The organism is Segatella copri (assembly GCF_949820605.1).
In the GTDB taxonomy this organism is placed as follows: Bacteria; Bacteroidota; Bacteroidia; order Bacteroidales; family Bacteroidaceae; genus Prevotella.
Window position 1 is genome coordinate 1,176,130 of the sequence record NZ_CATKVU010000006.1, and the last position, 23,764, is coordinate 1,199,893.

The window sequence follows — 23,764 nt, forward strand, 5'->3', positions numbered from 1 at the left end:
TCCTAACTCCTTTTACGGAATGAGCAGGGATGAATCTCCATAGCTCAGGAAACGGAAATCATGCGAAAGAGCATAATCGTAAACCTTCTTCCAGTCGCCCTTGAGGAAAGCACTCACCAGGAGCAGGAGCGTACTCTGAGGCTGATGGAAATTGGTGACCAGCATCTTCACAATCTTATACTGATAGCCAGGAGCAATGATAATCTGCGTGCTGGAATGGAGAGCCTCCAAGCCGTTGCGGTCCAGATAATCGATGATTGTCTGGATAGCCTGCATCGGAGTGATTCCATCTACCAGATTGCCATCTTCAGAAAGCTCGTAAGGATCCCACTGTTTTACGTGCAGATCTTCTTCATTTGCCTCAGGATGCTTCAGCAGATGAACGCCCATGTAATAGAGGCTCTCGATGGTACGGACGCTGGTGGTTCCTACGGCAATGACCCGGCACTCGTGCTTGATGAGTTTTTCAAGACTGCGGCGATGAACAACAATGTATTCCGTATGCATCTGATGACCTTCGATTTCAAGACTCTTCACCGGTTTGAATGTGCCGGCTCCTACATGCAGGGTTACTTCTTCGCGGTCGATTCCATGCGCATCAAGATCCTTGAGAACCGCATCGGTAAAGTGAAGTCCGGCAGTTGGAGCAGCCACACTTCCCTTGATTTTAGAATAAACCGTCTGATAGGTGGTCTTGTCACTCTCCTCTGTCTTGCGGTTGAGATATGGTGGAATAGGCAACTCGCCTACTGCTTCGAGAATCTCAGCGAAAGACACCTTGTCGTTGTCCCAATCGAAATCAACCCAGTAGTTGGTTCCTCCGCCTTTGGCAACCATTTTCTGCGCTTCAGAACCGAGAGCATCTCCGCGTCGCATGGTAGCGCTGAGCGTAAGCTTATTGCCCTTGATTTCGAAATCACGCTTCAGGCTTCCCTCTTTCCATTTCTTCAGATTACCGATCATGCAGAGCCATGAACAATGTCCGGTGGTCTGGAACATGAGTTCATAATCAGTAGGTTCTGCAGGCTCCATCAAGAAAACCTCAATAAGCGCACCTGTTTCCTTGCGGAAGTGCAGACGCGCTTGTATCACCTTGGTATTGTTGAATATCATCAAGGCTCCTTGAGGGAGATATGTGGGAAGATGATAGAAAACATCATCGCTTACCTCGCCGTGCTTATAAACCAGCAGTTTGCTGTGGTCGCGCTGGGCAATAGGGAATTTTGCGATGCGCTCATCCGGTAAATCATAATTATAATCACTAATCTTAATGTGTTTTGTATCCATTATTTATTTTTACTTTGAACTTTCTATTTTGAACTTTTATGCTTGTACTAAAGATTTGCCATTTGGCAGGTGGCATAAAGCACAACCATGATAAGGGTAAATATCACTACGGTCATGATTTTATCTACATCATCATAGTCATAACCCGTACTCGTATACTGGTTGGAAATATACTTAATCTTTGGGGAGATGCGGTAATACATCCTGATGTAGATAAGATAAACGACAACTCCCACCACAGCTCCGATAGCCAGACCGCAAAGAATGTCGACCGGATAATGGACACCCAGATAAAGACGGGTCCAACAGTTTACGAGCGACCATAATAACAGGGTCCACGTAACCAGTCTGCTACGGATAAGCAACGAGAAGAAGATGGCTATAGAAAGCGTATTAGCCGCATGAGCCGAACAGAAGCTGAAACTCATGAGGCGCATATTGTCAACCACCTGGACCGTATACTTGAACATCGGGTCGTTGGAAGGTCTGCATCTTTCAGCCAGCGGTTTGATGATTCCATCCACCAGTCCATCAGCCAGAAAGATACAGAGCACTGCTCCTCCAACCACGAGCGCAATCTGCCCCATCATCTCGTTGTTTCTTATCACAACAACGAAGAGGACGATATAAAGCGGAATCCATGTCCAGCCCGACGTAAGCGCCATCGCCATCTGATCGAGCCAGACATTCTCGCTGCCGTTAAACACATGCAACAGCTGCATGTCAAAATCTTGTATCCTACTAAAATCCATTCTCTTTATTTTAATCAGATTTTATCTTAATCAGATTTCCTCAATTGCCTTGGTTTCAATCCAGCCTTCTCTGCCGTCTCCAACCTTGATTCCACACCAGCCTTTCATCGCCTTATCGGTAATATCAACCCGGGTTCCTTCATGCAGCAGGAAGAGGTCAGCACTCGTCTTGGCTGGAGTCTTCTTCACATTGACAGAAGGAGCGATGATGATGGCTCCCGTACGGTTAATGAGCATCTGCCGCTGCTGGTAAGCAAAGAGATTGCTCAGCAGGAAGACTGCCACGAAGAAGATTCCACCGAAGAAACCAATCTTGCGCAACACGATATGCGGTCCGAAGAGATAAACCAATACCAGAACCAGTGCCATGATGATGGCTATGATGCCTGTCTTAGCCCAACAGTCAACACTCGTAAAGTTGACCAGCGCCTTCCACCAGGTTACGAAGAACATCTCGCTTTCCGGAGTAATCTTATCGATGGTCTTGCTACGTGCAAACTGCAGGTTGAAGCTGATGTCTTCATCGCCTGGCGAGAGCAGATGGGCACGCTCATAATTGAGCACAGCCTTGGTAATATTGTCTGTACGGTAATAAGCATTGCCCAAGTTATAGTAAACTTCGGCAGAAACACCATAGTTGTTCAATATTTCCTCATAGTCGCGTATGGCTTGCTGATAGTTACCTTTCTGATATTCCGTATCAGCATTGTTCTTGGTTACAGCGCCTGCAGAAACAGAGCAGCCCAACATCACCATGATCATCATGACGAACGAATATCCGGTTACACTCTTCTTGCGCTGCTTACGCGTTGCATTGATAGCATTTTCTATATCCATAATAGCAGTCATAGCTGAGTCGAATGTACGGTTCATATTGCCGGCAGGGTCGCCAGGCGCATAGCGTTCAAACTCACATTCATCGAGCGCAGTTGTAAACTTCTCGATAGTTTTCTCCTCTACACAATGTTTTTCGAGCATAGCCTGAATGTTTTCACGTGAGAGCTTTTCGGCAGGCATGTTGAGCTTGTAGCTTACATAGCCCCACAAAGCACGGAGCACTTCATCGTAGAACTCTTCCTGCTTGCCACCGAGCATCAGCAGATGAGCCTTCTTCAGGCGCTTGGTTGCTATCTTGTTTGCCTTGTTGGAACGGACCTTTACAAGGTCGGCATTCTCGAGGGCACGGCGGCGGAAAACAATGAGCAGGGCAAAGAAGGCTGCCAATGGAACCAGCAGACTGGTCCAGTAGCCGAAGCTTCCGTAGAACATATCGTCAATATCATGGAGCTTAGACTTGCCCAGTTTCAACGCATGAATGTCCTTATCCTCGTTGCTGAAATCTGAGGTTTCATTGTCTGATGTTCCATCGCCCTTCCCTACGTTCAACGTAAACGGCTGGGTCTTAATTGTTTTGTACTTGTTAGCCGAAGTATCATAATAGGTGAATTCTACCGCAGGAATGGTATAATTTCCCTGATTACGAGGCACAGCCAGAAAGTCATAAATCATATTGCCTTCTACTCCATTGGCTGTGAGACGGGTCTTGTCTGTCACCTTCGCATCGTACTTGTCAAAATCCTTAGGGAAGGTAATGACAGGCTGCTTGAGCAGCTTCAGGTTTCCGATTCCTCCTACCACGACACGGATGGTGATAGGTTCGCCAGCCTTCACTTCCTTCTTGTCGATGGAAGCAGTAATGTTGAATTTACCTACACCGCCCGAGAAGTTGGCAGGGCGCTGAGGCAATGGATCAACCTGAATTTTCACACTAGGAGCAATAATATCTTTCTTTACTTCAACATAGCCGGAGCCACCATTGAAGAAAGCTTCCATCGGGTCAACGTTTCTGTTCTGCTGAACTACGATTCCCTTGAAGGTAATGGCTGGAATGGTGAGGCTTCCCGTCATCTGCGGATACATGACATACTGGCTCCATGTAACGCATCGGTAAGGTCGGCCGTTTACGATTTCAGTATGGAAAGTCTTCTGCTGAGGCAGCGGAACTTCCTGGTTGTGGAATCCCATCAGGTCAGGCATCTTGCCTTCCAGCTGGGTAAGGTCTACCAGCGTATAAACCTTATAAGTAAGGAGCACCGGTTCCTGTTCGTGAACACGTCGCTTGTTGGCTGTAACCTTTATGAAGAGGTCGCTGCCTGATATTCTTGATCCGGCAGTTCGCATACGTGGTTCAGCATAATCATCCTGTCCGTGCATGGAAGGTGCACCGTTGTTGCGTGCAGCATGGCCAGAAACCGTAATCTTAACCGGATGGGAAGAGAGTTTCTTACCATTTACGATGGCATGAGAGGCACCAATGCCAAAGGTTCCGTTCTTAGCTGCGTAGAGCGTATAGGTAATGGTTACCGACGATGAAGAGGAAGTATGGCCATTGATCATCTGATAACTGGACTGCGATGAGGTGTAAGGACCTGCGATTACCTCAAGTCCTTCTCCTACTGCGCCCAGGCGGAATTCCTCAACATCACGTGTATTGATGGTATAGGCCACACGGAAGTTTTCTCCCGCCGCCACGTGTGTTGGTGCCGACACACTGATATGCTGGGCTTTCAGCTGCAAACTGAAGCCCAGAAGCATTGCCCATATAATAATAAACCAACCTATATGTTTCATGTTCTTAATATATTATGCTCGTTGTATTATTTTACTTTTTACCAGTTTTTCTCATATTGCTTTCTGCGAGGCTGACTCATCGCTTTCTGCATCTTGCGCTTCGTATCCTTCTCCTGCTGGATGGCAGCGTTCAAAAGTTGTTCAGCATTATCTTTGCTCATCTTGTCCTGATTGTTCTGATTCTGCTGATTGTTCTTATTCTGGTTGTTCTTGTTTTTGTCGTTCTTGTTCTTGTCTTTATTCTGATCTTTGTTCTGATCCTTATTCTGCTTGTCTTTGTTCTTGTCCTTGTTTTTATTCTTGTTGTTCTTGTTCTTATCGTTCTGCTTATTCTGCTTCTGGTTTTTAAGCAGTTTCTTGCAGAGGGCAAGATTATATCGGGTTGCATTGTCCTGCGGATTGCAGCGCAGGGCGTTCTCATAGCATCCTATGGCCTGCGCATATTGCTGATGCTGCTGCATGACCACACCCATGTTGTGGTAACTTCTGGCGCGTCGCATCTTGTTCGTTTCCAGTTTCGAAGCATTCTCAAACTGTATCATCGCCATCGAATCCTTCTGCTGCATCATCAGGGCGCAACCCAGATTATAGACAGCCTGCGCATTCTTCTGGTTCTTGGAGATAGCCTTGCGATATTGCGTTTCGGCTGCAGCCCACTTCTGTTTATGATAGGCGCAGTTTCCCTGGCGGATGAAGTTGCGGTCGTTCTGCGCTCCCACCTTCGCCAAGCCCAGCACCATCAGGGCAAAAACCAATATATATCTTAAATATCTCATTCTTATTATATAATAATGTATAAACGTTTATCAGAAAGGCTTCCTGATGTCTTTCTTAAAGAACTTGATGTTTCTGAGCAGAGGATTCTTTACCTCAAGCAGACAGATTTCGATGATAAGCAACAGGATGACAAGAATACCTACAGCCTGGAACTGTTCATCATAGGCGCTGTAAACCACACTCGTTACATCACCTTTCTGCAATTTGGCAATATCATCATTCAATGCTCTTTCCGCATCGCTGGTATTATCTACATGAATGTACTGACCCTTGCCTGCCTGGGCAAGTTCCTTACACATCTGCTCATTCAGGGCAGTCATTACGGTGTTGCCCGCATTGTCCTTCAGATAAGAGCCGTCGCCCATAGGGATTGGCGCTCCCTTGGTGTTTCCTATGCCCAGGATAAAGACATTGATTCCTTTCTTGTTGGCAGCAGCCGCTGCCTCCTGTGCGCCAGGCTCATGGTTTTCGCCATCGGTAATAACGATGATGGCTCTGCCCACATTCTCCTGCTGAGTGAAACTCTTGGAAGCCAAATCGATGGCTGCTCCGATATTGGTTCCCTGGGTCTGGATAAGACCAGGGGTTATGTTCTGGAGAAACATCTTTGCCGAAACATAATCGGTGGTGATTGGCAACTGCACGAACGCATCGCCTGCAAAGACGATGAGTCCAATTTTGTCGTTGTTAAAGTTGTCGACCAGATTTTCGATAAGCATCTTACTCTTGTCCAAACGGGATGGAACCACGTCCTGACAGAGCATGGAATTTGAAATATCGAGGCAGATGATGGTTTCAATACCATGTCGCTTATCGTGAGAAATCTTGCTGCCCATCTGCGGGCGAGCTACCATCACGATGAGAAGCGCCAAGGCTGCAAGCATCAGCACAAACTTAACTGTTGGGCGATATTTGGAGATGTTGGGCATGAGCTGTTTCAGAAGTTCCGGATTGCCGAGCTTCTTCAGTTTAGCCTTTCTTCTTCTCCATCCTATCAGTCTGATCAGAATCAGTACTGGTAGTATCCACAACAGCCAGAGAAATATAGGATCTTCAAATCTTAACATTTTCTATTCTAATTATATCTTCTATTCGATTATCCGATAATCAGTAAAATATCTCCGATAACTAGTAAAATATCTCCGAAAGATAGCGAAATATCTCCGAAAGATAGCGGAATATCTCCGAAAGATAGCGGAATATCTCCGAAAGATAGCGAAATATCTCCGATAATCAGTAATGGCTCAGTATCCGGATTACGGAATTCTTCTGAACCAGGTGATGCGGAGCAGGATTTCTACCAGCAATACCAGGAGAGCTGCCAAGGCGAATGGCTGATAAGCTTCATATCGCTTAGCGAAATGCTTGACATTAAACTTGGTTTTCTCCAATTTATCAATGTCCCTGTAAATCTTCTTCAGCTCATTATTGTTCGTTGCGCGATAGAAATTACCATCAGTTGTCTGCGCAATGTCGCTCAGCGTCTTCGTATCTATCTCTACCGGAATGTTGACGTACTGTACTCCTCCTGCCACAGGCATTGGATAAGGAGCCACCTTGTTGGTTCCTACACCGATGGTGTAAACACGGATTCCGTAGCTCTTGGCAATCTCTGCTGCGGTCATTGGCGAGATTTCACCCATGTTGTTACTGCCATCGGTAAGAAGAATCACAACCTTCGATTTTGACTTAGAATCCTTCAGGCGGCTCACGGCATTGGCGAGTCCCATTCCCACTGCAGTTCCATCGTCAATCAGTCCCCGGGCGGCAATATCCGTACGGGTTGCCTGCAAGAGGCGCAACAGACTGGCATGATCGGTTGTCATCGGGCACTGGGTGAAAGCTTCACCGGCAAAGATAGTCAGACCGATGTTGTCGTTCGGTCTTCCCGAGATGAATTCTGTAGCTACATCCTTAGCCGCTTCCATACGGTTCGGTCTCAAATCTTCGGCAAGCATAGAGGTGGAAACGTCCATTGCCAACATAATGTCAATGCCTTCTACCGTCTTGTTGTCCCAAGCCGTATGCGTCTGCGGACGAGCCATCGCACAGACGATGAGCACGAAACAGATGCATCTCAGCACCATTGGCAGATGGATGAGACGCACACGCAGGCTCTTCGGAGCATATTGATACTTTTTCGTGTCGCTCATGCGCATGGTTGGCGCATTCTTCTTCCTGTAGAGGAAATACCATAATATATAGGGTATCAGCAACAGGAGCAACAGAAAATAGCCTTTACTTGCAAATTCCATTTCTTTATTTTTCTATTTATAGCCAGGCAAAGAGTTTCGGAATAAACCGCTTTGCCCGGCGAAACGTTTCATAAGAACACCCTGCTTTACATCAGCAGCATGGCTGACTGATAAATGATGTAACCCAACAGAGCCAGACCTACGATGGCTCCAATCCAGAGGAGCGACTTGATGAGGCGGCGCTGAGATTGCGTCTTCTGCTCTTCGTTGGTCAGCTGCGGAACAACCTTTTCTTCTGTAGGTTTCTCATCTGTCTTGGTCTGGTCGATGAAGTTGATAGCATTCACCAGGTTTGCATCATTCTCATTCACCAGGGTTTCATATTTGGCAAACTTCACGAGATCGGCAGTCTGGAAGAGTTCCTTCAGTTCATCTATCATCTTCTGGTCGCCTGTTTCGCGCAAACGTTCGATGATTTCCATACTGGTCATCTCCATGGCATTGAATCCGAAACGGCTCACGATGTATTCTCTCAGCGTATTGGTAAGCTGGGTGTAGTAAGCCTTCTGTGTTTCCTGATTCTCTACGTGCTGCTGCTTGATGACGTTGATTTGATTCAGTGCCTTTTCATGAGCCGGAACACGTTTTACGATGCGGATATGGGTGATGATTGGCTTGTTGTTCTTCAGTCTGTTGCGCAGATAAAGCCATGTGCCACAGAGAATTAACAGCAATAGGCTCAACCAGAACTGTGCGCTCCATTCGCTCCAGGAGAAAGGATTATCCTGAACATCCTTAGGCGGATAGAACTGGTTGGGATGAACCGTATCTACAGGCACGGTGAGCACCTTCAGCGCAAGCTGGTTGCCATGAAAGTTCTTGCCGTTTACCTTCACATTGAGCGCAGGAATCACGTACACCTTTTCATCAAACGATGTCAGCGTATAGTCGCGGCTCACCACCATGCGGTCGTCGCCTATGTGCGAAGTGTCGCCCTTACTCTGCTCTACCACTTCCACTCCCGGCGTAATTTGCTGCTGCGGCTTGAAAGATGGCAGTTGCACCTTATCGCCCTGCTTGACCGAAGCCTTCAGATGCAGCACGGTCTGCTGTCCTATCAGTATCTGCAGTGAGTCGATGCGTTGCTCTACCTGCTGGGCTTGAGCTAAGCCTGAGCACCCCAGGAGAGCGAGCGACAATATGATATTCTTTACTTTAAACATAGTTTCTTTACTTTGAGCTTTGAACTTTCGTTTTCCAAGCCATAGAGCAATGTGTTTCAGATAACTGAGCATCATCAGGCCCTCTGCTTGAAAAGCATCAGGAGCGCCTTCGAGAAGTCCTCGTTAGTGGCAATCGAAGTCCAGTCGACCTTGCTTTTGGCAAAGTCGGTTTTCAGATTCTCCTGCTGCATCAGCCATTGCTGGGTATGAGCCATTCGCAGTTTCTTCGAACTTGTATCAATATACATTTCATGTCCGGTTTCTGCGTCCATCACCTTGAGCAGTCCTACATCAGGCAGCACCTTGGCACGCGGGTCGTAAACCTGGATGGCTACTACATCATGTTTCTGGTTGGCAATCTGCAGCTGATGCTGGAAATCCTTATGATCGTAGAAGTCGCTGATTACGAAAGCTGTGCAGTGGCGTTTCATCACGCGGGTGAAATATTCCAGGGCGCAGCCGATGTCGGTACGCTGGCTCTGCGGCTGGAAGTTGAGCATTTCTCTGATGATATAGAGAATATGTTTTCTTCCTTTCTTAGGCGGAATGTATTTCTCGATACGGTCAGAGAAGAAGATGACACCTATCTTGTCATTGTTCTGAATGGCACTGAAGGCGAGTGTGGCAGCAATCTCAGTAGCCAGATCGCGCTTCATCTGCTTCATCGTACCGAAATCGAGCGACCCGCTGACGTCTACGAGCAGCATCACCGTCAGTTCCCTTTCCTCTTCAAACACCTTGACATAAGGCTTATGAAAGCGGGCGGTCACGTTCCAGTCGATGTCTCTCACATCATCGCCATACTGATATTCGCGCACCTCAGCAAAGGCCATTCCCCTGCCCTTGAAGGCAGAATGATACTGACCTGCGAAGATGTTCTGACTCAGTCCGCGAGTCTTGATTTCTATCTTCCGAACCTTTTTTAAGATATCTTGTGTATCCAACTTATTACTTTGAACTTTGAATTTTGAACATTGAACTTTATGATTAGTGAAGCAAGCGAATTTTTCACTCTTCGTTCTTCACTCTTCACTTACCGAATCAAGGCACTTCCACCTTATTGATAATGCGGCTTACGATTTCCTCGCTTGTTACTTTGCTTGCCTCAGCCTCGTAAGAAAGGCCGATACGATGGCGCATTACGTCATGAGCCACAGCTCTTACATCCTCAGGAATCACATAGCCGCGATGCTTGATAAACGCATAGGCTCTGGCAGCCTTGGCAAGAGAGATGCTGGCACGAGGACTGCCGCCGAAGGTAATCATGTCTTTCAGCTCGCCCAGTCCGTAGCGTTCAGGATAACGTGAAGCAAAGACGATATCGGCAATATACTGCTCAATCTTCTCATCAAGATAAACCTCGTTTACAATCTTGCGGGCCTTCAGAATCTCCTCGGCTGATGTTACAGGAGTAACCTCAGGAAGTCCGCCCTGGATATTCTCACGGATGATGAGTTTCTCCTCTTCCAGTGTAGGATAATCGATGATTACCTTCAGCAGGAAACGGTCTACCTGTGCTTCAGGCAACTGATAGGTTCCTTCCTGCTCGATAGGGTTCTGTGTAGCCATTACCAGGAACGGACTAGGCAGTTTGAAGGTTTCATCACCAATGGTAACCTGATGTTCCTGCATTGCTTCGAGCAGCGCACTCTGCACCTTGGCTGGGGCACGGTTAATCTCATCTGCCAAAACGAAATTGGCGAAGACAGGACCGCGCTTTACATGGAAAGCCTCATCTTTCTGTGAATAAATCTGAGTACCCACCACATCGGCAGGCAACAGATCAGGAGTAAACTGAATGCGGCTATAGTCGGAGCTGATAAGCTGTGACAATGTCTTGATTGCAAGTGTCTTCGCCAGTCCAGGTACACCCTCAAGCAGGATATGACCATCAGAGAGAAGACCGATAAGAAGGCAATCTACGAGGTGTTTCTGACCCACAATTACCTTATTCATGCCCATTACCAGACTGGTAACAAACTGACTTTGTTGTTCTATCCGGATATTCAATTCGCGGATATCAATAGCTTCTGCCATAATTCTATATTTTTACGTTTAATTTCTTAATTCAAACAATATATTTCCAAAACTAAACGCAAAAGTACTCAAATTAAGCCACAAAAGCGAAAAAACCTATCTAAATAATATTAAAAATGTTTCATAAAAGCTATTTTTAGGTTCTTTTAAAGAATAGCTTTTATGAAACAAACGAGATTTCAAATATTTTATCTGTTTTTATGCTTCATGTACCAAGGATGAACCAAGAAATTGTACACCAGCAACGATACGATTGTTGTAAAAAGCGCATAGTGCAACATCCCTGATTCAATCATATTAAATACAGGATGATCTACGTCAAAATGCGCTCTCGCAGGAAGATTATGGAACATGAATCCGAGACCGAGTCCCAAGCTCAATCCCAATTCCCAAGCCAGGAAGAACGAATTCACGCTCGTGCCGCGCTGGCAATGTTTCGCAAGCTTGATATAGAAGAGCAAGAAACGGCTTCCGATGATTCCCAAGCTGAAACCCAGCAAGGCTGGAACCACGATTTCTACGGCAAATTCCTGACTTGCGAACGAAATCAGCTGAGCTGCTCCCAGCAGTACCAGACCTACTATTATCTGACTCTTCAGATCTGCATCAGCAAAGACAAACTTTTCTGCCAGGAACGCCAAGATCAATCCTCCGAAAATCATCAGAAAAATACCAGAGGAATGAGGCAAAGAAAAGTATAATCCCGCAGAAAAAGTAATCAGGATGATGTTGACAAACAGTGGAGTTCCCTGTGGCAGATAGAAACGGTCGAGGCTGAAAACCTTGATTCCTTCGGCAGGTGCCTTAAAAGGAAACTTGGCGCGAGAAACCAGCACGAAGGCTCCCAAAGCCAGCAACGAAGCCGTAGGGAAAACATAGCCCATGCCGAAATAGTTGTAAACAAAACATGCCACCAAGGGTCCTACGGCTATCGAAAAGCGGGCAAACCAGGAGGTAATGTAATTAGCCTCGGTGCGCTGGAACGACTCGCTGGAATCAATAACCAGCGTACTGGCTAGCGACATCTGAGCCAGCCCCAGAAATGCTCCCAACAGGAAACGAACCGCCAGAAGAATCTCAAAAGAAAACCTGACGTTCCAGAATGTATCCAGATAGTAAAGAACCGAAAGGCAAACAACCACACCTAAAATGGAAAGCTGACAGACCATATTCCTGCGGTAGCGCTGCACCAGATAAGAGCAGAAGCCACCAAACAGAAACAGTCCAAAGCCGTATGCAAGAAGTACACAACCTATCTGCCACATCTGATACTTCTCCTGAATCAGGAAATAAGGAATGGCAAAAACGAGCATGTACACACTCGACATCAGCAAGAGGTTGGCAAAGCATAATCGCCAGAAGTCCTTGTGCCACAGTTTGATATGTACTGGAGTATTTTGTGTATCCATTATTCTAAATTCTTTTATGTATCTATCGTATTTATACTCTCTTAGAATTCGCTAAAAAGAGAGTTAATGTTAGTAACTCTCTTCAGCGCTAGGATAATCTACGGTCTTCACCGCATCAATATAAGCCTTCACACCCTTGGTCATTTCCTCGCCTACCTGAGCAAAGTGGCGCAGGAACTTAGGCTTGAAACCCTGTGTCATTCCGAGTGCATCAGCATAAACCAGAACCTGTCCGTCGCAGCCGTTACCAGCACCGATTCCGATTGTTACAGCCTTCACCTTCTTGCTTACTTCAGCAGCGAGCTTAGCAGGAACCTTCTCCAGCACGATGGCAAAGCAGCCTGCTTCGTCCAGCGCAATGGCGTCGCTGATAAGTTTCTGTGCCTCAGCCTCTTCCTTGGCACGAATGCCATAACCGCCAAACTTATTAACGCTCTGCGGGGTAAGTCCGAGATGACCATGAACCGGGATTCCGGCATTAACCAGCGCCTTAACAGTTTCGCAGATTTCTACGCCGCCTTCCAGTTTCAGAGCGTCTACACCCGTCTCCTTCATCATGCGGCAAGCATTGCGAAGCGCCTCTTCCTTGCTGATCTGATAGCTGCCGAAAGGCATGTCGCAAACCACGAAAGCATGCTGGCAGGCACGGGCCACGCTGCGGGCGTGATAAATCATCTGGTCTACGGTAATCGGCAATGTGTCTGCATTTCCTGCCATCACATTGCTGGCCGAATCACCTATTAATATAGAGTCAATTCCTGCAGCATCTATAATTCCGGCTGTTGTAAAGTCGTATGCTGTCAGCATGGTTACTTTCTCGCCAGCCTTCTTCATTTCTGCGAAGGTCTTGGTGGTAATTTTCTTCTTGTCAGTAGATAAATATCCCATTTTTTATTTTGATTTATTTATTGTTCTGCGTTGAATCTATTTCGCATTCTCCACGATGCGCTGCAAGTCAGCAAAGCTGAAACCTCTGTAATCATCTATCACATAGTCGGATAGCGGCAGAATGGCTTCTCTGCTGTTCGTTGTGGCAAGACCTAAGGTGAAGGCTCCTGAGGCTCTCACCGCCTTCAGTCCGTTAAAGCTGTCTTCCAGTCCTACACAGTCCTCCGGTTCCACACCGAAATAGGCTGCACCTTTCAGATAGCAGTCTGGATGAGGCTTGCTCTCGGCGAAATCCTCGCTTGTCAGCACGCGGTCGAAATAAGCCTTGAATTCCGGGTGACGGTCGTAGACATTCAGCATCTTCTGAATGTTGCTGCTCGTTACCACAGCGCATTTTACGCCATGCTGCTTCAAGTCGCTGATGAAGTCTTCGAACCCTGCAATATATTCATACTGCATGCTCTTTTCAAACTCATCCAGTCGGGCTGTAATCTTAGCCTGTTCCTCCTTTGCGCCTGTAAAACCTTCGATGTGGGCGAAGACGGCTTCATCGGTGAAATACTTGTCGTAAATCTGAACCAGAGTCTGTCCTTTGATGCGATATTCGAAATCGGGCATTTCCGGATGATACTCCCTGCCTATCATTCCCCAGAAGATGGAGTACTGCGATTCTGTGTCGAATACCACACCATCCAGATCGAAGAGTGCTGCTTTTATCATATTTCCTTGTCTGTTTTTATCAATTTTTGCTTAAATTATATTGAAAACGGGTGCAAAGTTACGCAAAAAACTTAATATACGAGCATAATCTTACAGATTTTGATGTTTTTATTACGTGTTTTCCGATTTTTTACACTACCTTTGCAGAAAAATCAGTAGAAATAAAGAAGAATACATATAATTATATGATAGAAATAATAGAGAAATACTTTCCGAACCTCACGGAAGAGCAGAAAAAGCAGTTCGAGGCACTCGATGCATTATACCGCGACTGGAACAGCAAAATCAATGTCATCAGCCGCAAGGACATCGATAATCTGTACGAGCACCACGTACTCCATTCTCTGGCAATAGCCAAGGCAATCCATTTCCGTCCGGGCACGGAGATTCTCGATTTCGGCTGCGGCGGAGGTTTCCCGGGCATTCCGCTCGCCATCCTCTTCCCTGAATGCAAGTTCAAGCTGATAGATGGAACGGGCAAGAAAATCAGAGTCTGCAACGAGGTGGCTACAGCCATCAATCTGCAGAATCTCAAGGCTGAACACCTGCGCGGAGAGGACGAAAAAGGCAAGTACGATTTCGTGGTAAGCCGTGCGGTAATGCAGCTTCCTGACCTGATGAAGATTATCAAGAAAAACTTTAAGCAGAAGGGGCAAAACGCTCTGCCTAACGGACTTCTGTGTCTGAAGGGCGGCAATCTGAAAGAAGAACTGAAGCAATACTTCAAGATTTCAGAAATCACTCCGCTCAGCACTTTCTTCGATGAAGAATGGTTCAGTCAGGACAAGCAACTGGTTTACGTTTCGGCGTAGTAGAAGTGAAAAGTAATCATAAAGTTCAAAGTAAGAAATGTTACATATAGAAAGATTTCAAGTAAACATGTTGCAGGAAAACTGCTACGTGGTGAGCGATGAGACCAAGGAATGTGTCATCATCGATTGCGGCGCCTTCTATCCGGAAGAGCGCACGGCCATTACACAATATATTAAGGAGAACCAGCTCAAGCCCGTTCACCTGCTCGTAACCCATGGCCATCTTGACCATAACTTCGGCAACAACACCATCTACCAGGAGTTCGGACTGAAACCGGAAGTATCGGCAGCTGATGAAAACCTGATGAAGGGACTCGCCAAGCAGGCAGAAACCTTCTATCAGATGCAACTCGATTACCAGTTTCCGCCGATTGGCAGATTCTTCGAAGATGAAGAGGTCATCAAGTTCGGCAACCACGAGTTCCAGGTCATCGCCACTCCGGGCCACAGCAGCGGTTCCGTCACCTTCTATTGCGAAGCAGAGCACGTAGCCTTCACCGGTGACACCCTCTTCCACAACTCTATCGGCAGAACCGATTTCCCTGGAGGCAGCATGTTCCGCATTATCAACAGTCTGCGCCATCTCGGTCAGTTGCCTGACGAAACCCAGGTTCTCCCGGGTCATGGCGAATACACCAGCATAGGCGAAGAGCTTGCTCACAATCCATATATGGACCGTTAAAACAGCATTTTTAAAAGTCAGGAGATTTATCAGCGATGATCAAGAAATCGAATACAGAGAAGATCATTCTCGGCATTGACCCCGGAACCAACGTGATGGGCTATGGCGTAATCCGCATCATCGGCAACAAGGCCGAACTGGTGGTGATGGGCGTCATCGACATGCGCAAAGAGAGCGATCCCTATCTCCGGCTGGGCAAGATCTTCGACCGCGTAACCGGCATCATCGACAGCTATCTGCCCGATGAGATGGCCATCGAAGCACCCTTCTTCGGCAAGAACGTGCAGTCGATGCTCAAGCTGGGCAGAGCGCAGGGAGTAGCCATCGCAGCCGCCATTCATCACAGCGTTCCTATCCACGAATATGCGCCGCTCAAAATCAAGATGGCCATTACAGGACAGGGACAGGCATCGAAGGAACAGGTGGCGGGAATGCTGCAGAGACTGCTCCATATTCAACAAGACGAAATGCCGAAGTTCATGGATGCTACCGATGCGCTGGGGGCAGCCTACTGCCACTTTCTGCAGATGAACCGCCCGGAGACCGACGCCAAGCACTACAGCAGCTGGAAAGACTTTGCAACAAAGAATCAGAGTAGAATAAAAAAATAAGAGAGATGCAAAAGATTATTAGCATTAAAAATGGTGTTACCCGCATGCCTGAATGGCGTATGGCAGAACCCGTAAACTTCGAGGCGTGCGATGGTGAACACATCGCTATCGTAGGTCCGAACGGTGGAGGAAAATCAATGTTTGTCGACATCATTGTAGGTCGCCACCCACTCCTGATGCACGACCCTGATTACGATTTCTCACCTAGTCAGAAAACAATGGTGAGCGACAACATCAAGTATATTACCTTCCGCGACACCTACGGAGGCGATAACGACCGCACTTATTTCCTGCAGCAGCGATGGAACCAGCTCGAAATAGACGAGAACACGCCTGTCGTAAAGGACAAGCTGGAAGAAGCCTACCAGATGGCCGGTGAAGATACTCCGGAGCGCAGAGCCCTGCAGCAGCACATCTACGAACTCTTCCACATGCAGCACCTGATGGACAAATACACCATCCTGCTCTCAAGTGGCGAGCTCCGCAAGTTCAAACTTGCCTCTACCCTCTTCTCTGAGCCTCGCGTGCTCATCATGGACAATCCGTTTATCGGACTCGATGCTGAAACCCGCGACCAGCTCAAGGAACTGCTCAAGACCCTCTCTTCTGAGCGAGCCCTGCAGATTATCCTCGTACTGAGCAAGAGCGATGATATTCCTGACTTCATTACCCACGTGGTAGAAGTGAAAGATATGAAGGTTCTGCCTAAGGTAACCCTCGCCGAATATCTTGCCGGCAGAGAATCCGTGCCTGCCCATGTGCTGAGCCCGGAGATGGAACAGGCCATCGTAGACCAGCCTTACAGCGACCGCGAATATCACACCCAGGAAGTGGTGAAGATGAACAAGGTGCGCATACAGTATGGCGAGCGAATCATCCTCAATGACCTCGACTGGACCGTGATGAACGGTGAGCGATGGGCTTTGAGCGGACAGAACGGAGCCGGAAAGAGTACGCTTCTCAGTCTGGTCTGTGCCGACAATCCGCAGAGCTACGCCTGCGACATTACCCTCTTCGACAATCCTCGAGGCAGCGGCGAAAGCATCTGGGACATCAAGAAACACATCGGCTACGTATCGCCAGAGCTTCACCGCTCTTACCAGCGCGACCTGCCAGCCATCCGCATCGTAGCAAGCGGCCTGATGGATTCCGTAGGTCTCTATGTAAAGCCGAAGGAAGAAGACATGGACAAGTGCCGATTCTGGATGAAAGTCTTCGGACTGGAAGGTCTTGAAGAGCGTGGTTTTCTGAAGCTCTCCAGCGGCGAACAGCGCCTCGTTCTCCTGGCACGAGCCTTTGTCAAGGATCCGGAACTGCTGATTCTCGATGAGCCGCTCCACGGACTCGACAACCGCAACCGCCGTCTTGTAAAAGACGTCATCGAAGCCTTCTGTCGCCGCCAGAACAAAACCATGATCATGGTAACGCATTATAAGGAAGAATTGCCAACGTGCATCGACCACAGCATCTTCCTCTTGCGCCACACCAACGATTAAAAAGAATTGATAATCAATAATTTCAGAAAGATGAGATATATAATATTATTATTTGCGCTCACCCTCAGCATAGCTAAGGCAAGCGCCCAGGATGTATTAAACGAGGTGCTCCGCACTTCTGATGCAATCATCAACGATACCACGAAGAGCATGGACGAGCGCCGTACAGCCCTCTTCAAGTTTGACGCAATGACCTACATGCGCAGCAAGATTCTGCCACCGTATGTAATGCTCGACAAGAATCTGAGCAAGGACACCTTGAACGTAAAGGTTCGCTATCTCAACGAGCAGGCCTACGCCATGAGCGTTTATATTACGCTCTACCAGAAGCGACTGAAGGAGGCTTCAAACAAGAACAAGCCGCTCGTAACCCAGTTTTTCAAGCAGGCAACCATCGACCACAAGGCATTTAAGGATGCAGATACAGAGTTTACCCTGAGTTATTACAACACTCCGGATGCTCCAATCCCATTCTGCCTCGACTGCGATTGGGTTTCAACCTTGGCTTTCATCCGCAGCATCGACTGGTCAAAGCTTTAAAAAAATTCAAATATTTTTTAAGTTATAATCGGTCTTCAAAAAGACCAACTGTACAAACCTCTTCCTTAGCTGTTGATTTGCTGAGGGAGAGGTTTTCTTTTAAAAACACATGATTTACTGAAGTTCGCATGTAGGCTCCACTCGTCCTGAACCAACGGTCACCGGCCGAAGGGAATTGAAAATCGCTGGCCGAAGGGTAAAGCAAAGGTAAAGGGCAGAAACTTTAGAATTCCAGGCTATTAACAAAGCTTTTACACTATCATTCAGACAGTTATAAACGTATACAAACACAGGACGTTTTTTAAAAAAGCGGATTCTAGACTTCATGCAAAAAGCTTAATGACCTTAATGACCTTGACCTTAATGACCAAAAATGACATATTATCAACTCAACGTCTATAAGCATCCTCCCAATACTCATTTTGCAAATGTAAAGTATTTATACCACAAACAAACATTCAAAAACTGGTGTTCCCCGGTCATTAAGGTCATGGTCATTAAGGTCATTAAGGGTTTCGGGGGAACGGAATATATATATATAATATAATATTAAATTATTTAATATTATATTATAAGAAAAGAGAGCGAGCGAAAAGTGCTTAATGACCTTAATGACCTTGACCTTAATGACCGCTTTTCACGTTTCTTCGGCTACCTTCAATGCGTATTTTCCTTTTTGCTATGTTTCTGAAATAAAGTTCTGATAGAAAACGATAGAAAGTATTATCTATCAGCTACTTACACCATTTCCGGAAAAGAAAGTCAGGGTAAAAGCTTGCATTCTGCCCGAAAATGTTGTATCTTTGCACCGGCAATCGAAAGAACAGCCTTTTGTGCCTTGCTCGGGTCTTCTATTAAGACCAACACGGGTCATAAATGATGGCAGGCGCCGGTCATCAATGAAGACCCCGAAAACGGCAGGAACGGGGCGTTCTGGGGAGTTGCAAAACAAAGGACTCTAAACATACTACAAACGACTATGATTAATTACAGCATCGTAATGCGTAGCGTGAACGCAAATCTTCTGGAAATCAACCAGGCTAAGTCACGCATCAACCAGGCAAAGAAGGAGGGTAAGAATCCTGACCAGAAGGACCTGGAACTCGTGAAGACTGAGAAGCAGAATGCCTTCGCCATCTCACAGTACACCGACATCATGACCATCGAGAAGTTTGCCAAGCACATCACTTCACATGGCAGTGTCTATTCAAGAGCCGACATCAGCGCCATCCTCTACATCGCCGTAGACTGCATGCGTGAGATGTTGCTTGAGGGCAAGAAGATTCGTCTGGGTGATCTTGGTGATTTCTCTCTCCTTCTCACCTCGAAGGGTGCTGAGGATGCAGACAAGTTCACCTCGCAGAACATTACCGGCGTGAAGGTTCAGTGGGAGCCTGGTCAGGAGTTTAAGAACCTTCGCGATGACGCCGAGTTCAACCTCGTAGCCAGCCGCAGTGCTCAGGCAGCCGTTATCAAGGCGATTAAGGAGGGTAAGACCAGCGTTGACCTCAACGCGCCAACTACTCCGGATAATACGCCAGGCGGTTCTACCCCAGGCGGTTCAAGCACCGGTCAGACCGGCAGCGAAGGCCAAGGCTCTGAATCAGGCGGCGGTACTACCGGCAAGGACGATACTGGCGACGGCCTTGAATAGCCCAAGGATAGACTGGCTAGGGTGCTAGCCCCTAGCCCAGCCTATCCGCCCCACAAAAAATTCAACATTCAACACTCAACATTCAACATTCAAAAAAATGAAAGCGAACACCTGGAAAACAATTCTTCAGATAGCCATCAGCATTTTGACCGCTATCGCTACTACGCTCGGAGTAACGAGTTGCATGGGATAAAGAACATGGAGTCCACCTTATTATAATAAGCAGACTCATCCATAAATAAATCGACCGCTCACCTCAGAAAAGATTCATGAGGAGAGCGGTCTTTTTTGTTTCTACCCAAAATCCGGTCATGAAGGGTCAAAGTCATTAAGGGTCATTTTCATTTTCAAATCCCAAAGATTCCGGTCATTAAGGTCACGGTCATTAAGGTCATTAAGGATTTCGGGTTTAAAAATATCCCTCAACATCCCTCTATCTTATAAAATAAGGTTAAATCGTGTTCGCCCTGCAAACAAAATCCATCCATATAATCAACTTTCTGAATATTTTTTGTATTTTTGCAGATATATTGCGCTAATATGGGAGTTGAGCATGGCTTATCCTCCTAGATTACAGGCGCATAATTATCAAATGATTAGCATGAAGAAGATATTATTCCTACACGGATTCTTCGCCACGGGCAGCTGTCCGATGGCGAGAGCCTTGAAAGAGGCGTTTGAGGGGACGGCGGTGGGGCTGACTCCCGACCTCCCTTTGTACCCAAAGGAGGCACTGAAGGAGAGAATCTTTGGAAACAAATAGTTTGAAGAAAATTATGGCAATGACAATTGATACAACAAACCTCTGTTCGCATCTTCAAAAGAAGCTGTTTGAACCTGAGGGAGTATATTATCCTATTTGGCAAGCCATGCAGAATGATGAGGAGTTGACTGCCGTGGTTCGCTCCCGACAGCTTCATATTTATCGTAATGGCAAGAAGATTCTCATTCTCGCTGACAAGGCTCAGCCGAAGATTATCAGAGAGGATAAACTGAATGAATTGATAAAAACATAAAGAACAAAGCGTATGAATTTTCCTGAAATATATTCAGCAACAGGCATGATGGAGCTAATTCTGAAAATCGGCTTTCTCCCTCTTCTTGATAGTGGCATTGAAGGATTCTCTGCCGAAGACATCGTGGCAGAGGATGCCGATATGCAACTTTCCCTGAAGGCGGTTGGGACTGGCCGCTGGTCAATACTCCCGAAGAGCTCTATGGCAGGGAGACTTGCCAATGCAACCGAACTCCCGAAGAGTCTTATCAGAGGAATTTCGAGCATCTGAAAGAAATCCTGCCTGATGCCTCGGATAAACAAATCATTAAATTAATAGGAGAAAAATAATCAAATTAATTAGAATAAAAATGAGAAAGAAATCAAGAGCAATGGATAGTGAGTGGGCATTGGAAGTAATGCACAAGGCTCCGTATATAACGGTCAGTTTTATTGACGAAGAAGGCAAGCCTTATGGTTTACCCCTGTCACTCGCATCAGATGATGATGTGAACTGGTATTTTCATGGTGCCTTGGAAGGCAAAAAGTTGGAGGCAATCAAGGCTCATCCCGAGGTCTGCCTTTCAGCCGTAACCCGTTGTGCGCCTACAGTTGGTCCGAAGGACGGCAGTTTCACCCTGCAATTCAAATCAGCCATTGCATTCGGCAAGGCAGAAATCGTGACCGAAGATGCAGAGAAGATTCATGGTCTCCGACTAATCTGTGAACGTTTCCTTCCTCAACACATGGATGCTTTCGACCAGAGCATCGCCCGTTCCCTTTCACGCACGGCTGTAGTTCACATCACACTTACTGAGCCACCAACCGGCAAGCGCAAGCAGTATGATAAAGAAGGCGTGGAAATGAAATATGGAAGAATGGAATAAAGAGGCAATTGCTCCTTCTATGTTGCATTAACGAGAAGTTTTCTATAGGGGGGCTGAGTAGTCGCAATGTATGTTAAATCCAGTAAATCTTGTTAAAAAAATCGGCTATTAACTCGTATGTTTATACCTTTGCACGCAATTTTTAATAAGGATAACTCATAAAATATGAGAGAAAATATAAAAAGTGCAGCAATCTGCACACATCAAGTAGGCTTTTGGGGATTGCTCATCACTTTGGGCATCGTGTTCGGGGACATCGGTACTTCACCACTCTATGTGATGAAGGCAATTCTCCACACAGGAGAAGCTATCAACGAAAGTACTATTCTGGGCGCACTGTCCTGCATCATCTGGACACTCACCCTTCAAACCACCTTTAAATATGTATGTGTGGCGCTACGTGCTGACAACAATGGCGAAGGAGGCATACTCGCCCTCTACGCTCTGTTGCGCAAGCATAAGAGAAGATGGATTTACATTCTGGCCATCATTGGTGCCAGTACGCTGCTGGCAGACGGAATCATCACCCCTGCAATCACGGTTACCACAGCCATCGAAGGACTCGAAACCATCAGTCCGCATCTGCCTGTCATTCCCATCACACTTGCCATCATCAGCGTCATCTTCTTCGTGCAGCAGTTTGGCACAGAAAGCATAGGCAAGTCGTTTGGAGTTTTCATGCTGCTTTGGTTCCTGCTGCTGGGTGTGGTGGGAGCTTTCAATATCGCTTCTTCTCCGCTGATACTGAAGGCTTTCAATCCTTATTATGCCATCATCCTTTTGGCAAAATCACCAGAATGGTTCTTGATTCTAGGAGCGGTTTTCCTCTGTACTACTGGTGCAGAGGCGCTTTATTCCGACCTGGGTCACTGTGGCAGAAAGAACATCACTATCAGCTGGGCGTTTGTAAAGACCATGCTCATTCTCAACTATCTGGGACAGGGAGCATGGATACTGAACCATGTGGATAAAGCTTTGTCAGTCAATCCGTTCTACTCCATCATGCCGCAGAGCATGCTGATTTTCGCCGTCATCATGGCCACGGGTGCAGCCATCGTGGCGAGTCAGGCACTCATCAGTGGAACTTTCTCCATACTGAGCGAAGCTATGAACCTGCATTTCTGGCCGCGCATGCGAATCAAGCACCCTACCCATGTAAAGGGACAGCTGTTTATCCCGATGATTAACCTTGCCATGTACATCGGTGTGGTTCTCATCATCCTGCTGTTTCGCGACTCCTCGCACATGGAGGCAGCCTATGGTCTCGCCATTACCATCACGATGCTGATGACTACCCTGCTGCTTGGTTTCTACCTGAGAACCAAGGGGGTAGCTCGCCTCTTCACGCTGATGTTTATGGGCGCATACTGCTCCATCGAAGGAGTCTTCCTTGCAGCCAATCTATCAAAGTTTCTCGCAGGAGGATGGTGTACGATGCTTATAGGCGGAATCCTGTTTCTGATGATGTATGTGTGGGTTCGCGCCATGAAGATACGCCGCCAATACATCAGCTCTAAACCGCTGGATGAGTATTACAAGATTATCTCCGACATCAAGACCGACGAGAGCATCCCTAAATACGCATCCAATCTTGTCTACGTAAATCATGCCGATAAGGAAGGCACCGTGGATGATAAACTGCTCTACTCCATCATCAACAAGCAGCCGAAACGAGCTGACCATTACTGGCTTATAAACATGGAGTTTGTGGACACTCCTGACACGCTGGAATACAGTTGCGAAACCCTGGTGCCTGACACTCTCTACAGTGTAACTATGCACATAGGTTTCCGCATAGAACCTCGGGTAAGTCTCTATTTGCGACAAGTTGTGGAAGACCTGGTGGCCGATGGTAAGGTAGATTTGAGAAGTACATATCCTTCTCTGCGGAAAAACGGAATTTCTGGTGACTTCCGATTCATCATTATCCACCGCGTTTATTACCCGGAGAGTTCTTGTAACCGTCAACAGAATTTACTGATGAGCATCTACGCTCTCATCAGCAAGATTGGCATTGACGAGCCGAAGGCATTGGGTCTCGACACATCTATGGTAGCAGTGGAACGTGTGCCGCTCATCATCAACCATCGTAACAGAAGCAGCAGACGTATCGTCCAGAAGACGGATGACCAGATAATGGATTTATAGCATAAAACAAAAGGACAGAAT

23 protein-coding genes and 1 pseudogene are annotated in these 23,764 nt (G+C 46.8%); 12 read left to right on the plus strand and 12 right to left on the minus strand.

Annotated elements, in window-relative coordinates; all coding sequences use genetic code 11:
* Positions 1–12 precede the first annotated feature (12 nt).
* The 12 genes from RCO84_RS05970 to RCO84_RS06025 form a co-directional block, all read right to left on the minus strand.
* Positions 13–1,287 (minus strand): S-adenosylmethionine:tRNA ribosyltransferase-isomerase, encoded by a 1,275-nt coding sequence (locus RCO84_RS05970; RefSeq protein WP_317584335.1) that lies wholly within the window; start codon positions 1,285–1,287, stop codon positions 13–15.
* A gap of 47 nt (positions 1,288–1,334) precedes the next feature.
* A complete protein-coding gene (locus RCO84_RS05975) occupies positions 1,335–2,039 on the minus strand; it encodes a phosphatase PAP2 family protein (protein WP_144154277.1) in 705 nt (234 codons plus the stop codon).
* 30 nt (positions 2,040–2,069) lie between these two features.
* A complete protein-coding gene (locus tag RCO84_RS05980; protein WP_317584336.1) occupies positions 2,070–4,670 on the minus strand; it encodes a BatD family protein in 2,601 nt (866 codons plus the stop codon).
* A gap of 38 nt (positions 4,671–4,708) precedes the next feature.
* On the minus strand, positions 4,709–5,446 hold the full coding sequence (locus tag RCO84_RS05985; protein ID WP_287870403.1) for a tetratricopeptide repeat protein: 738 nt from the start codon (positions 5,444–5,446) through the stop codon (positions 4,709–4,711).
* 30 nt (positions 5,447–5,476) lie between these two features.
* Complete coding sequence (locus RCO84_RS05990; protein WP_317584338.1) at positions 5,477–6,514, minus strand: vWA domain-containing protein; 1,038 nt, start codon at positions 6,512–6,514, stop codon at positions 5,477–5,479.
* A 189-nt stretch (positions 6,515–6,703) separates the two neighbouring features.
* Positions 6,704–7,702 (minus strand): vWA domain-containing protein, encoded by a 999-nt coding sequence (locus RCO84_RS05995; RefSeq protein WP_006846684.1) that lies wholly within the window; start codon positions 7,700–7,702, stop codon positions 6,704–6,706.
* A gap of 86 nt (positions 7,703–7,788) precedes the next feature.
* Positions 7,789–8,865 (minus strand): hypothetical protein, encoded by a 1,077-nt coding sequence (locus RCO84_RS06000; protein ID WP_317584339.1) that lies wholly within the window; start codon positions 8,863–8,865, stop codon positions 7,789–7,791.
* Between the two features lie 74 nt (positions 8,866–8,939).
* Positions 8,940–9,809: a DUF58 domain-containing protein gene (locus RCO84_RS06005; protein ID WP_317576696.1), complete on the minus strand. Its 870-nt coding sequence runs from the start codon at positions 9,807–9,809 to the stop codon at positions 8,940–8,942.
* A 97-nt stretch (positions 9,810–9,906) separates the two neighbouring features.
* Complete coding sequence (locus RCO84_RS06010) at positions 9,907–10,902, minus strand: AAA family ATPase (protein ID WP_317584340.1); 996 nt, start codon at positions 10,900–10,902, stop codon at positions 9,907–9,909.
* A 188-nt stretch (positions 10,903–11,090) separates the two neighbouring features.
* Positions 11,091–12,311 (minus strand): MFS transporter, encoded by a 1,221-nt coding sequence (locus tag RCO84_RS06015; protein WP_317584342.1) that lies wholly within the window; start codon positions 12,309–12,311, stop codon positions 11,091–11,093.
* Between the two features lie 69 nt (positions 12,312–12,380).
* Positions 12,381–13,199, minus strand: coding sequence for a 3-methyl-2-oxobutanoate hydroxymethyltransferase (panB, locus tag RCO84_RS06020; protein ID WP_006846689.1), 819 nt, complete (start codon positions 13,197–13,199; stop codon positions 12,381–12,383).
* 36 nt (positions 13,200–13,235) lie between these two features.
* Positions 13,236–13,919, minus strand: a complete 684-nt coding sequence (locus RCO84_RS06025) for an HAD family hydrolase (RefSeq protein WP_317584344.1) — start codon at positions 13,917–13,919, stop codon at positions 13,236–13,238.
* A 185-nt stretch (positions 13,920–14,104) separates the two neighbouring features.
* On the opposite strand from RCO84_RS06025, the gene rsmG reads away from it, so the two are divergent.
* The 12 genes and pseudogenes from rsmG (at position 14,105) to RCO84_RS06085 (ending at position 23,743) form a co-directional block, all read left to right on the plus strand.
* Positions 14,105–14,731, plus strand: coding sequence for a 16S rRNA (guanine(527)-N(7))-methyltransferase RsmG (rsmG, locus tag RCO84_RS06030; protein WP_317584346.1), 627 nt, complete (start codon positions 14,105–14,107; stop codon positions 14,729–14,731).
* Between the two features lie 37 nt (positions 14,732–14,768).
* Entirely contained in the window at positions 14,769–15,413 is a 645-nt protein-coding gene (locus RCO84_RS06035) for an MBL fold metallo-hydrolase (RefSeq protein WP_040552607.1), read from the plus strand.
* 35 nt (positions 15,414–15,448) lie between these two features.
* Complete coding sequence (gene ruvC / locus RCO84_RS06040) at positions 15,449–16,024, plus strand: crossover junction endodeoxyribonuclease RuvC (protein WP_006846693.1); 576 nt, start codon at positions 15,449–15,451, stop codon at positions 16,022–16,024.
* Between the two features lie 5 nt (positions 16,025–16,029).
* The gene (locus RCO84_RS06045; RefSeq protein WP_317576691.1) at positions 16,030–17,520 is read left to right on the plus strand and encodes an ATP-binding cassette domain-containing protein; all 1,491 of its coding nucleotides are present in this window, start codon (positions 16,030–16,032) and stop codon (positions 17,518–17,520) included.
* Between the two features lie 30 nt (positions 17,521–17,550).
* Positions 17,551–18,060, plus strand: coding sequence for a hypothetical protein (locus RCO84_RS06050; RefSeq protein ID WP_144154294.1), 510 nt, complete (start codon positions 17,551–17,553; stop codon positions 18,058–18,060).
* 979 nt (positions 18,061–19,039) lie between these two features.
* On the plus strand, positions 19,040–19,714 hold the full coding sequence (locus tag RCO84_RS06055; protein ID WP_373690119.1) for an HU family DNA-binding protein: 675 nt from the start codon (positions 19,040–19,042) through the stop codon (positions 19,712–19,714).
* A gap of 97 nt (positions 19,715–19,811) precedes the next feature.
* On the plus strand, positions 19,812–19,907 hold the full coding sequence (locus RCO84_RS06060; protein WP_153072405.1) for a smalltalk protein: 96 nt from the start codon (positions 19,812–19,814) through the stop codon (positions 19,905–19,907).
* 408 nt (positions 19,908–20,315) lie between these two features.
* A pseudogene (locus RCO84_RS06065) lies at positions 20,316–20,456 on the plus strand (YqiA/YcfP family alpha/beta fold hydrolase); the annotation flags it as partial.
* A gap of 40 nt (positions 20,457–20,496) precedes the next feature.
* Positions 20,497–20,730, plus strand: coding sequence for a hypothetical protein (locus RCO84_RS06070; protein WP_317585502.1), 234 nt, complete (start codon positions 20,497–20,499; stop codon positions 20,728–20,730).
* Between the two features lie 176 nt (positions 20,731–20,906).
* Positions 20,907–21,059, plus strand: a complete 153-nt coding sequence (locus RCO84_RS17010; RefSeq protein ID WP_445081697.1) for an AlkZ-related protein — start codon at positions 20,907–20,909, stop codon at positions 21,057–21,059.
* Positions 21,060–21,079: 20 nt separating this feature from the next.
* A complete protein-coding gene (locus RCO84_RS06080) occupies positions 21,080–21,595 on the plus strand; it encodes a pyridoxamine 5'-phosphate oxidase family protein (RefSeq protein WP_317584349.1) in 516 nt (171 codons plus the stop codon).
* A 165-nt stretch (positions 21,596–21,760) separates the two neighbouring features.
* Entirely contained in the window at positions 21,761–23,743 is a 1,983-nt protein-coding gene (locus RCO84_RS06085) for a KUP/HAK/KT family potassium transporter (RefSeq protein WP_144150791.1), read from the plus strand.
* The last annotated feature ends 21 nt before the right edge of the window (positions 23,744–23,764 follow it).